Origin of the sequence: Prevotella aurantiaca (genome assembly GCF_015262605.1) — a bacterium.
Taxonomy (GTDB): domain Bacteria; phylum Bacteroidota; class Bacteroidia; order Bacteroidales; family Bacteroidaceae; genus Prevotella; species Prevotella aurantiaca.
Window position 1 is genome coordinate 1 of sequence record NZ_JABZSJ010000003.1, and the last position, 12,814, is coordinate 12,814.

11 protein-coding genes are annotated in these 12,814 nt (G+C 36.1%); 8 read left to right on the plus strand and 3 right to left on the minus strand.

Annotated features, from left to right (window positions below; genetic code table 11):
* Positions 1-346: transposase (locus tag HXN26_RS01295; protein WP_273158270.1), on the minus strand; the 346-nt coding region annotated here is incomplete at its 3' end.
* Between the two features lie 349 nt (positions 347-695).
* Positions 696-1,892, minus strand: a complete 1,197-nt coding sequence (spt, locus tag HXN26_RS01300) for a serine palmitoyltransferase (protein WP_273158271.1) — start codon at positions 1,890-1,892, stop codon at positions 696-698.
* 187 nt (positions 1,893-2,079) lie between these two features.
* Here spt and HXN26_RS01305 point away from each other — a divergent pair, with 187 nt between their 5' ends.
* Complete coding sequence (locus tag HXN26_RS01305) at positions 2,080-3,108, plus strand: diacylglycerol/lipid kinase family protein (protein ID WP_273158272.1); 1,029 nt, start codon at positions 2,080-2,082, stop codon at positions 3,106-3,108.
* Entirely contained in the window at positions 3,109-3,801 is a 693-nt protein-coding gene (locus tag HXN26_RS01310; RefSeq protein ID WP_273158273.1) for a tRNA1(Val) (adenine(37)-N6)-methyltransferase, read from the plus strand. It abuts the gene before it with no gap.
* A 50-nt stretch (positions 3,802-3,851) separates the two neighbouring features.
* Here HXN26_RS01310 and HXN26_RS01315 read toward each other — a convergent pair whose 3' ends face one another.
* The gene (locus HXN26_RS01315) at positions 3,852-4,070 is read right to left on the minus strand and encodes a hypothetical protein (protein WP_273158274.1); all 219 of its coding nucleotides are present in this window, start codon (positions 4,068-4,070) and stop codon (positions 3,852-3,854) included.
* A gap of 108 nt (positions 4,071-4,178) precedes the next feature.
* Between HXN26_RS01315 and lon the strand changes: the two genes are divergently transcribed.
* The 6 genes from lon to HXN26_RS01345 all read left to right on the plus strand — a co-directional run bounded on the left by lon (position 4,179) and on the right by HXN26_RS01345 (position 12,814).
* Positions 4,179-6,647, plus strand: a complete 2,469-nt coding sequence (lon, locus tag HXN26_RS01320; RefSeq protein ID WP_273158275.1) for an endopeptidase La — start codon at positions 4,179-4,181, stop codon at positions 6,645-6,647.
* The gene (tgt, locus tag HXN26_RS01325; protein ID WP_025001599.1) at positions 6,644-7,771 is read left to right on the plus strand and encodes a tRNA guanosine(34) transglycosylase Tgt; all 1,128 of its coding nucleotides are present in this window, start codon (positions 6,644-6,646) and stop codon (positions 7,769-7,771) included. The genes lon and tgt overlap by 4 nt, the downstream gene beginning before the upstream one ends.
* 9 nt (positions 7,772-7,780) lie before the next feature.
* A complete protein-coding gene (locus tag HXN26_RS01330; RefSeq protein WP_273158276.1) occupies positions 7,781-9,007 on the plus strand; it encodes an LptF/LptG family permease in 1,227 nt (408 codons plus the stop codon).
* A 50-nt stretch (positions 9,008-9,057) separates the two neighbouring features.
* Positions 9,058-10,833, plus strand: a complete 1,776-nt coding sequence (locus HXN26_RS01335) for a DEAD/DEAH box helicase (protein ID WP_273158277.1) — start codon at positions 9,058-9,060, stop codon at positions 10,831-10,833.
* A 233-nt stretch (positions 10,834-11,066) separates the two neighbouring features.
* Complete coding sequence (locus tag HXN26_RS01340; protein WP_273158278.1) at positions 11,067-12,632, plus strand: acyl-CoA carboxylase subunit beta; 1,566 nt, start codon at positions 11,067-11,069, stop codon at positions 12,630-12,632.
* 32 nt (positions 12,633-12,664) lie between these two features.
* Positions 12,665-12,814: a hypothetical protein gene (locus HXN26_RS01345; protein ID WP_273158279.1), complete on the plus strand. Its 150-nt coding sequence runs from the start codon at positions 12,665-12,667 to the stop codon at positions 12,812-12,814.

Sequence of the window (12,814 nt, forward strand, 5' to 3'; positions counted from 1 at the left end):
CCTCGCCTATACGATTTCTGAAGTGAACTAACTCGGAAGCGTCACAGGGTTGTTTTGGCATAAATTCAAGTCCACCACAGAAATATTGGTAGTAAGCATTCTCGCTCCATTGAGAAACCACCATTTCATCTGACACATTACGCAAATGTTTTAAAATTAAAAGACCACACATCAAGCGAATAGGATGAGCAGGGCGACCATTATTGCTGCAATACAAAGGAGAGAAAGCATTTTCAAAACATTCCCAATTAATCTTATTACTAAGTTGGAAAAGAGGATGTTCATGGCTAAGCATGTCCTCTAAAGAAGAGAACATAGAGAGCTGTTTAGATGTACGTTTAAGCATAAATATCTGCAAGAATTATAGTGTAAAGGTACAAAAACTTGCAGATATAAACAAATAATTTACAGGATAATATACTATGAATCAGAGGAATATTAGGTTTTTAAGGGAGGATTAACTACATTGTTACCAGTTTTCAAGGGCTTTATCTTTACAAAACGAAGACGATTCTATGCCTTTTAGTAAGCATCAAAGCTACTAAGATGAAAGTTTTTCACCTATAAAACAAATTGAAACAATAGATATGGAAAAATATTTTGAGAGGCTTTATAAAAAAAGAAGACTTGCAATCACATTTTATCAGCGATTACAAGTCTTTTTATATTTCTCCAAAAGATTTCAGAAATATCAATTAAAACAATTTGATAACGCCTTGTTCTTGGAATATCTTCTTTAGAATTTCTACACCACGTTCAACCTGTTCTTTTGTATGGGTTGCCATAAGTGCAAATCTTACGAGGGTATCTTGCGGTGCGCAGGCTGGTGGAATAACAGGGTTGATGAATACGCCTGCATCGTAAGCCATTTTGGTAACGATAAATGTTTTATGAATATCTCGCACATAAAGTGGGATTATTGGACTTGCGGTATCGCCAATCTCGAAACCTTCTTCACGGAAACGCTGCAAAGCATAGTTTGTAACTTCCCATAAACGTTCTTGTCGTTCAGGTTCTTCTTGCATTATGTGTAACGCTTCCAATGCAGCAGCTGTAGCAGAAGGCGTATTACTTGCAGAGAAAATATAAGTTCTACATGTATGACGTAAAAAATTGATTGTATCCTTATCGCCTGCAATGAAACCACCAATTGAAGCAAGACTCTTTGAGAATGTTCCCATGATAAGGTCAACATCATCAGTTAAACCAAAATGATCACAAACTCCTCTACCCTGTTTACCAAATACACCCAATCCATGAGCTTCATCTACCATAACAGAGCAATTATACTTATGCTTCAACTTTATAATTTCAGGAAGGTTTGCAAGGTCACCTTCCATTGAAAAGACGCCATCAACTACGATGAGTTTAATAGATTCTTGAGGCAATTTCTGGAGTACACGCTCAAGGTCTTCCATATCATTATGTTTATAATGAAGCTGTGTTGCAAAACTCAAACGTCTTCCATCTACTATACTTGCGTGATCACGATCATCGCAAATAATATAGTCGCCACGTCCAACAACTGAAGCTAAGACACCAGAATTAACAGAAAAACCTGTTGAGAAACAAAGAACATCTTCTTTGTTCATATACTCTGCGAGTTCTTTTTCCAACTGTACATGTAAGTCGAGTGTTCCATTCAGAAATCGGCTACCAGCACAACCAGAACCATATTTATCTAAAGCTTTTTTACCCGCCTCAATAACTCTTGGGTCGTTAGGCAAGCCTGTGTAAGCATTAGAACCAAACATCAATATATCATGTCCATTGATATCGGTTACCTCTGTACCTTGCTTACTTGTGATTTCGCGAAAATATGGATATAATCCCATTCTCATAAACTTTTGCGGATCACGGTAACTCTTATATTTTTCTTGTAACTGTCCCATATATATATTAGGTGTAGCATAAGCTACGTTTTCTTTAGGCTGCAAAGATACAATTTTTTGTTGAAATATAGCATTAAATATTAACTGATTAACAAATTAAAGTTTTTTCACTATAAAAAAATGATGATACTATGATAAATGTATAATTTTGTTCTTTAATTCCCTTAAAGGAAATAAAGAGTGATATATGAAGACGAAAATTCTATTCATAATGAACCCTAAATCGGGAGTTGGTAGTAAGGAGTCTATTCCCGAGTTAATCGACAAAAACATAGACAAAGAACTATTTGACTACCAAATAGCAAATACAGAATATGCGGGTCATGCAACAGAATTGGCAAAGCAAGCAGTTGAGGATAAAGTTGGAATTGTAGTTGCTGTAGGCGGTGATGGAACAGTAAATGAAGTGGGAAAAGCACTTATAAATACTGACACTGCGATTGGTATCATACCTACTGGGTCTGGAAATGGATTAGCACGACATTTGGCTATTCCTATGAATGTAAAGAAGAGCCTTCAGATATTAAATCAAGCCTGTATTCATAAATTAGATTATGGAATAATTAACGGTATTCCATTCTTCTGTACTTGTGGTATGGGATTCGATGCTTTTATATCAATGAAGTTTGCAGAAGCAGGCAAACGTGGAGTTGTTACATACGTACAGAAAGTTTTGGAGGAAGGACTTAAGTATGAGCCTCAAACATACGATATAGAAGATAACGAAGGTGTGCATCATTATAAAGCATTCTTAATATCGGTGGCAAATGCTTCACAATATGGCAACAATGCTTACATAGCACCTCAGGCTTCTATGAGTGACGGTTTGTTAGATATTATTATCATGGAACCTTTCGATATTATTGATGCACCGCAGGTGGCTATAGAAATGTTCAACAAGACACTTGATAAAAATTCAAAGATAAAAACATTCAAAGCGAAACGTATTCACATTCATAGAAAAGAAGAAGGAGTAATCCATTACGATGGAGACCCTATTATGGCAGGAAAAGATGTTGAGATAAAACTTGTAAGTAAAGGAATAAAAGTTGTTGTAAATCCAAGTGATCATAAAGACCAGCGTAAGCCGAATATTTTACAAACATCATTCTCAGAGTTATTTTCAAACATTGATTTAATACGTTGCAACATTAACAAACAAAGCAGAAAAGTTCAGGCTTTAAACAAAACTATTCTGCGAAAACTTAATATTTAAATGAGCTTTACTTTTAAGCAGTTTCATATTGAACAGGATAAGTGTGCAATGAAAGTTGGCACTGATGGAGTTTTATTAGGAAGCTGGGCAGAAGGTGGTAAGCATATTCTTGATATAGGCACAGGAACTGGTCTGATAGCATTAATGATGGCACAGCGATTTCCTAATGCAAATATTGATGCAATTGAAATAGATAGCAGCGCGTATTTACAAGCAAAAGAGAATGTACAGAGTTCGCCTTTTGCCAATCAAATAGAAGTAAACCATTGTTCTCTACAAACATTTTCAGAAAATAAAAAGAGCTTCGACTCCATTGTTTGCAACCCACCCTATTTTGTAAACTCATTAAAGAGTAATGATAATAATAGAACCATTGCACGACATTCTGACACATTGCCTTTTAATGATTTATTAAAAGGCGCATATCAATTACTAACGTCCAATGGTCATTTTTCTTTAGTACTTCCGATTGAATCTTATTGTATTTTAGAACCAGAAGCAATAATAAATGGCTTCTCTATCAACAAGAAAGTATTTATAAAAACCACACCTTCTAAACAACCAAAACGTATTTTAGTAGAATTAAGCAAAACACCAAGAACCTATTTGTCATCTACAGAATACTTGCAAGAATGTGCGGGGAAAAAATCAAATTGGTACAAAGAAATAACAAAAGACTTCTATCTTAAATAGATATTTTAAACAAAATATAAATCTTCTACCAAAAGGTTCTATCATTTTTCTCAAAAAGTTCCATCGTTTTTCTCAAAAAGTTCTATCTTTTTAACCGAAAAGTTCCATAGATTTACCATAGAACAATAATGATTTTGCAACTTATTGAATATAAAACTTTTAAAAGTAACTATAAAAAATAGAGCAGCATATTTAAAACCAAGCCAAAAATTAACTTTCTCAACATCAAAATAAGAATTATCAACAGCAAAAGATACTTCTCCTATCATCCTTCAAATTTAATAAGTTATGCATTATTAAGATTAAAGATAAAAGAAAAATTGCCTATCTTATTTTTATTTAGTAATTTTGCACTTTAAATGATTAATGCAATCTCAATGAAACAAAATAATTCGATACAAATGTTTGCTGATTACGAAGGAGACTTACCAGATTTTGATATAAAAGTTGATGGTGAGGTTCCTGTTTTCATAACCCGCAACCTTGTTATGTTCCCAGGTGTTTTAATGCCAGTATTAGTAGGTCGCAAGACAACTTTAACACTGGTAAAGTATTTAGAAAAACATCCAGGAACTGTTTTTGCGGTAATCAGCCAAAAAGATGGCAATATAGACGAACCTGAAGAAAAAGACTTGTATCGTACTGGTATATATGCTAGACTCGTAAGAGTATTTGATATGCCAGGTTCGATGAATGGTGAGAACAGAACAGCTATTCTTCAAGGTTTAGGACGTTGTAAGCTTGACGAAGTTACTTCTGAAGTTCCATACATGGTAGGTAAGACTCATGCCATACCTGAAGAGCAAGTAGATAACAACGATAAAGAGTTCGTTACAGCGGTAAACGATATGAAAATAACCGCAAAAGAATACATTCAAGGTAGCGATGATATTCCAGACGACTCACAATTTGCACTTGATAATATAACAAATTCTGTCGTATCAGTAAATTATGTCTGTGCAAATATGCCATTCAGTGTTTCAGATAAGATGCACTTGTTGGAAGAAGATTCTATAAAAGATCGTTTATTCAGACTGATGAAGATATTGAATAGAGAAATCCAATTCCAACATCTTCGTCAGAATATACGTTCTAAAACACGAGAAGATCTTGACGAGCAACAAAGAGAATATTTCTTGCACCAACAAATAAAGAACATTCAAGAAGAATTGGGCGATGGCGATGGTACACCTGAAAAGAAGGAACTCATCAAAAAAGCTGCAACAAAAAAATGGTCGGAAGAAACTGCAAAGGTTTTCCAAAAGGAATTAGATAAGTTAAACACGTTAAATCCGCAAAGTCCTGACTATAGTGTGCAAATAAATTATTTGCAAACAATGGTAAATCTTCCTTGGAATGAATATACCAAAGACGATTTAGACTTGAGACGTGCCCAGAGAGTACTTGACCGCGACCATTATGGAATGGAAAAAGTGAAGGAGCGTATTCTCGAATATATGGCTGTACTTAAATTAAGAGGCAGCTTAAAATCGCCTATCCTTTGCTTATATGGGCCTCCTGGAGTAGGTAAAACAAGTCTTGGAAAGAGTATTGCTGAATCGATGAAACGCAAATATGTCCGCATGTCATTAGGTGGCCTGCACGATGAGTCTGAAATTCGTGGTCATCGCCGTACATATATCGGTGCTATGCCTGGACGTATTATTAAAAACATTCAAAAAGCGGGTTCATCTAATCCTGTATTTATACTTGATGAAATAGATAAAGTAACACAAAATACTATCAATGGTGACCCTGCTTCAGCCTTATTGGAAGTTCTTGACCCAGAACAAAACAACGCATTCCACGACAACTATCTTGACATGGATTACGATCTTTCAAAGGTTTTATTCTTGGCAACAGCTAACGATATAAACTCTATACCAAAGCCTTTACTCGATCGTATGGAAATAATCGAGGTTTCAGGCTATATTACAGAAGAAAAAATTGAAATTGCAAAACGCCATCTCTTCCCTAAAGAACTTTCAAATACAGGTTTAGACAAAACTAATCCAAAACTAAAGTTCACCAAGCCTGCTTTAGAAAAGATAATAGAAAGCTACACACGGGAAAGTGGAGTGCGACAATTAGAAAAACAAATTAACAAATCTCTGCGTAAATTGGCATACAAACAAGCAGTAGATAACGCTTTGCCGTACGAAAAAATATCACCTGTTGAATTGGAGGGCTTACTTGGAAAGCCACCTTTTTATCGAGATATATATCAAGGCAACGATTATGCGGGAGTTGTTACAGGATTGGCTTGGACAAGTGTCGGTGGCGAAATTCTATTCATTGAAACATCATTGTCGAAAGGAAAGGCTGGTAAGCTAACACTTACTGGTAATCTTGGCGACGTAATGAAAGAATCTGCAATTATTGCACTTGAATATGTAAAAGCGCATATTGAATCATTAAAGGTAGATTATCGTATATTTGACCAATGGAATATACATATTCATGTGCCTGAAGGAGCAACTCCTAAGGATGGTCCTTCTGCTGGTATTACTATTGCAACAAGTATAGCATCAGCAATTACACAGCATAAGGTAAGAAAGAATACTGCTATGACTGGCGAAATAACGCTTCGCGGAAAAGTACTTCCTGTTGGTGGTATCAAAGAAAAAATACTAGCAGCTAAACGCGCTGGAATTACCGATATTATTATGTGCAAAGAAAATCGCAAGGATATTGAGGAAATTCCAGAAAAATATCGCACAGGAGTAGAATTCCATTATGTTGAAAACGTACAACAAGTATGGGATTTCGCGTTAACAGATGAAATGGTATCTAGTCCTATAGATTTTAGTATCAAGGATGATAATTATAAAAAAGATGCAGAATGACATTTGAACTTCAATGTACCGATAACGCAAGTAATGCAAGAACTGGCTTAATTACTACAGACCACGGACAAATAAAGACACCAATCTTTATGCCAGTGGGCACTGCAGGTACTGTTAAAGGAGTTCATTTTTCAGAGCTTGTGGAACAAGTAAAGGCGCAAATTATACTTGGTAACACTTACCATCTTTATTTACGTCCAGGATTAGAAGTCTTAAAAGCAGCTGGAGGATTACACAAATTCAATGGTTGGAACCGTCCGATATTAACAGATTCTGGTGGATTTCAAGTATTTTCTTTAACAGGTATACGTAAACTCTCTGAAGAAGGTTGCCAATTTAGAAGTCATATCGATGGCTCAAAACATATATTTACACCTGAAAACGTTATGGATACACAGCGTATCATAGGTGCAGATATTATAATGGCCTTTGATGAATGTCCTCCAGGTAATAGTGATTACGCTTATTCAAAACAAAGTTTAGGATTAACACAACGTTGGTTAGATCGTTGTATTAAACGTTTTAACGAAACCGAACCATTATATGACTACAAACAAAGTCTCTTCCCTATTGTTCAAGGTTGTACTTATAAAGACTTACGAACAGAGGCTGCAAAATTTGTTGCCGATAAAGGTGCAGATGGTAATGCTATCGGTGGACTAGCAGTAGGAGAACCTACCGAGGTGATGTATGAAATGATAGAAGTCGTGAACGAAATTCTACCTAAAGATAAACCTCGCTATTTAATGGGCGTAGGTACTCCTCAAAATATTCTCGAAGGGATTGAACGTGGAGTAGATATGTTCGATTGTGTTATGCCAACAAGAAATGGACGCAATGCAATGCTTTTTACTTATGAAGGTACAATAAATATGCGCAATAAGAAATGGGAAAAAGACTTTTCACCAGTAGATGCAGATGGCTGCGATATTGATATAATAACATCGAAAGCCTATTTGCACCATTTATTTAAAGCTGGTGAACTGCTCGCCATGCAAATTGCAAGTATTCACAATATCGCCTTTTATCTTCGTTTAGTTACCGATGCACGTGAACATATAGAAAAAGGAGACTTCACACAATGGAAGTCTTCTATTATAGAAAAACTAGGACGACGTTTATAATAACATTAGATGAAAAGTAAATTCAACAAGATAATCAACATTGCTAACAACAAGTTGGAGAACTTAAAACATCTCCAACTTATAACAACTGCAGTTATAGCTTTGAAATGGTTAAGGAGTCATTTGCATTTTCTTCACCCAAAACATCTTGTTGGTTTATTAGATTGGTACATCATTAAGAAATTTATTGGGACTTATATTTTCTCTATACTTCTCATTATTTCTATCGCAATTATATTCGACTTTAACGAAAACTTGTCGAAACTGACTGATTCTAATGCTCCATGGCGAGCTATCATATTCGATTATTACGCAAACTTTGTTCCGTACTATTCCAATCTTTTCTCTCCTCTATTTGTTTTTATAGCTGTAATTTTCTTTACATCGAAATTAGCAGGCAACTCGGAAATTATTTCCATGCTTGCAGCAGGCGTCTCATTTAATCGTCTGATGCGTCCATATATAATTTCTTGTGTACTGATAGCTGGTTTAACTTATTATTTAAATAGTTTTGTTATACCACATGGAACTGTTATACGTTTAAATTTTAGGTCTTTGTATCTTAATTCGAAAAAGAATACTGCAGCTAAAAACGTACAAATGAAAGTTGCTGATAACACAGTTGCGTATATACAGAACTATGATGACAAATACAAGCGAGGATTCGGCTTTTCTTTAGATAAATTCGATGGAAACAAACTTGTAGACCATTTAACAGCTAGTGAAATACAATACGATACAATTGCCGATGCAAAATATCATTGGAAATTATCGAATTGGAAAATTAGAAAACTGAAAGGTTTGAAAGAACACATTACAACAGGTGCTGAAATGGACACTGTTATTATGATGGAACCTACTGATTTAGTTTATTCTAAAGGACAACAAGAAACATTTACATCACCCGAATTACTTGACTACATTTCAAAACAAACAAGTAGAGGTTCTACAAATGTTGTACAGTACGAGGTTGAATTCCATAAGCGTATAGCAATGTCATTATCTTCATTCATTTTGACTGTCATTGGTTTATCATTATCATCACGGAAGCGAAAAGGTGGAATGGGTATGTATCTTGGTGTTGGTCTTTTATTAAGTGTGAGTTACATTCTTTTACAGACGGTTTCGTCTACTTTTGCAATCAACGCCAATACTCCACCTATATTAGCAGCATGGATTCCAAATATAATTTTTGCAGCGATAGCATATTTCTGCTATCGTCAGGCACCTAATTAATAGATAAAAAAATAAAAATACCCTTTGCGAGAAGGGAAAAATAAAAATATATGATTTTTGAAAGTTTAGATTTAAATGACGATATACTCGATGCACTATATGATATGCATTTCGAGCAATGTACACCTGTTCAGGAAAAATGTATTCCAGAAATACTAAAAGGTAAAGATATTTTAGGAGTAGCACAAACGGGAACTGGCAAAACTGCTGCTTATTTACTCCCTGTTCTCTCAAAACTTGCTGACGGAGGATATTCAGAAGATGCTATAAACTGTTTAGTTATGTCTCCAACGCGAGAATTAGCCCAACAAATAGACCAAGCTTTTCAAGGCTTTTCATACTATTTAAAAGGTATTTCTTGTGTTGCTGTTTATGGAGGAAATGATGGAAATCGTTACGACCAAGAGATAAAAAGCCTTTCATTAGGTGCTGATGTAGTTATTGCTACACCAGGACGTTTTATCTCACATATTTCTTTAGGAAATGTAGATCTTTCTAAACTTAGCTTCTTCATACTAGATGAAGCAGATAGAATGTTAGACATGGGATTTGCAGAGGATATTCTAACCATTCAAAAGAAACTCCCTAAAACATGTCAGACAATTATGTTCTCAGCAACAATGCCAGAGAAGATTGAGGAACTTGCTCAGACTTTGCTCAAAACACCTTCTGTAATCAAACTGGCTGTTAGCAAACCTGCTGAGAAAATACATCAAGTAGCTTACGTTTGTCACGAGATTCAAAAGATGGAGATCGTTAAGAGCATCTTCAAATCTAGTAATCTTCATCGTGTTATTATCTTCTCAGGTTCAAAGCAAAAAGTTAAACAAATAGCCTTATCACTTAATCAGAAGAAGATCAATTGTGGTCAAATGCACTCTGATTTAGACCAATCTCAACGTGATGAGATGATGTTTAAATTTAAAAGTGGACAGATAGATGTACTTGTAGCTACAGATATATTAGCAAGAGGAATTGATATTGATGACATTACAATGGTCATCAACTACGATGTACCACATGATGCAGAGGATTATGTTCACCGAATTGGGCGTACTGCACGTGCTGACCGCGACGGAGTTGCCATAACCTTCGTAAACGAAGACGATATTTACTACTTCCAACAGATAGAGAAATTCTTGGATAAAGAAGTAGAAAAAGTTCCATTGCCAGATGGAATGGGCGAAGCTCCCGAGTATAAAAGTACGGGAAAACCAAGAAGAAACACAAGTGCAAAAGCACGTCGCAGAAAAGACCGTGACCAGCAAAGCCATAAGGATAAGAAGACTCGCAACAATAAAAAGAGCAACCGCCAACAGCCTGCTAACAAAGATTTTGCAGACAAAGAGCCTAACAACGCCACTGCACAGGGCAGCGTAGAGAAAAAGCAGGATAGGGAAAAGTCAAGCAAAAACAACCATCGCAACAGAAAGCCTACTGCAACTGAAATAGAAGACAAACAAAACAGAGGTCAGAATAAGAAGGCGGAAGAAACCAACAAGGCTGACCAAAAGCAAAGAAACAACAGGAATGCCAAGTCTGCAAGTAGCAAAAAGGAGGGAAATGAGCAGCAGCGCAAGAACGCAAATCAAACTGCCGAAGCTAAATCCACTAGGTCCAATAAAAAAAGAAATAAGAAAAAGCAACGCCCAATAGAAGAAAACAAACCTCGAAAGAGCACAAAATACGATATTAAAGACGATATGTCGGCAGCAAGAAATTCAGAAAGCGGACTTAAATCGTTAATAAAGAAACCTTTAAAATGGTTGAGCAAGTTCGGTAAAAAGAAAACAATATGCTTGCATAACATTGTTGAAAACAAGTAAAAACGCACTTACTCAAAACCTCAATATTTACCGAATAGCCCCTATTTACTTTGCAAGCAAATCGCAAAGTAAATAGGGGCATTTTTTGCATCCTTTCATTTCAACGCAAAACCTTAACAAACTTTAAAGAGCCTAATTTATTGTAAGTGGGCTTTTTTTCGTATTTTTGCATCGAAATGGCGGAATTACAAGTCCGTCATACTAATTAGAAATTTACAAGAAATAAATACATTATGAGTAAACAAACAGAAAAAATCAAGGAACTCGTAGCCAAAAGAGAGCAAGCTCGCTTAGGTGGTGGCGAAAAAGCTATCGAGAAGCAACACGCTCGTGGTAAATATACTGCACGCGAGCGCATTGAGATGTTGGTAGATAAAGGTAGCTTTGAAGAATACGATATGTTCAAACTTCATCGTTGCCATAACTTTGGCATGGAAAAAAAGCAATATTTTGGCGATGGTGTAGTAGCTGGTTCAGCAACTATCGACGGTCGCCTTGTTTACGTTTACGCACAAGACTTTACCGTTAATGGCGGCTCTTTGTCAGAAACAATGGCACAGAAGATTTGCAAGATTATGGACATGGCTATGACAAATGGTGCTCCAGTTATCTGCATGAATGACTCAGGTGGTGCACGTATTCAAGAAGGTATCACATCTTTGGCTGGTTATGGTGAAATATTTGAACGTAATATTCTTGCATCTGGTGTTATTCCACAAATTTCAAGCATTCTTGGTCCTTGTGCTGGTGGTGCTGTTTACTCTCCTGCATTAACAGACTTCATCATCATGAAGGAACAAACAAGTTATATGTTCCTTACAGGACCAAAGGTTGTAAAAACTGTAACTGGCGAAGATATCGATGCTGAAGGACTTGGTGGTGCAAGTGTACATGCTACAAAGAGTGGTGTTACAGGCTTTACTGCAAAAACGGAGGAAGAGGCAATGGATATTATCAAGACCTTACTTTCTTACATTCCTTCTAATAATCGTGAGGAAGCACCACGTGTAGAATGTACTGACCCTATTGATCGTAAAGAAGACTTATTAAATGAGATTATTCCTGATGACCCAAATCAGGCTTACGATATGTATAAAGTTATTAAGGCTATAACTGATAATGGAGACTTCTTTGAAGTCCAACCTAAGTTTGCAAAGAACATCATTACTGGTTTTGCACATTTCAATGGTCAAAGTGTGGGTATCGTAGCAAATCAACCATCAGCTTACGCAGGTGTTCTTGATACTAATGCCAGCCGTAAGGGTGCGCGCTTTGTACGTTTCTGCGATGCATTCAATATTCCAATTGTTTCACTGGTAGATGTTCCAGGTTTCCTTCCTGGTACAGGTCAGGAATATAATGCTGTTATTTTGCATGGTGCTCAGTTGCTTTATGCTTATGGTGAAGCAACTGTTCCTAAAATTACTATCACTCTTCGCAAGAGCTATGGTGGATCGCATATTGTTATGGGATGTAAGCAGTTGCGTTCAGATCTTAATTTTGCATGGCCAAGTTCTGAGATTGCCGTTATGGGTGCATCTGGAGCTGTTGCTGTTCTTTGTGGTAAGGAACTCAAGGAAGTTAAGGAAGCTGGCGGCGATGTAAAACAATTCCTTGCTGAAAAAGAAGAAGAATATACAGAGAAATTTGCAAATCCATATCAAGCAGCTCAATATGGTTACATTGATGATGTAATTGAACCACGCAACACACGTTTCCGCATCTGTCGTGGTCTTGCACAATTAGAAAATAAGAAGCAAGACCTACCTGCTAAGAAACATGGTTGTATGCCTATGTAATAACAAGATATCTTCAATAAAAACATCTATATATGAACAATAATTTATATGCTGCGATAGGTATGGCACTCTATGAGTTCGCAGGCAATAACGTTCACGATGTAGAATCTGGTATCATCACAATAAAGCCAAAGCAGACAATGTGGAATGCCAAATTCGAAATTATGACAAAGAAACCATAA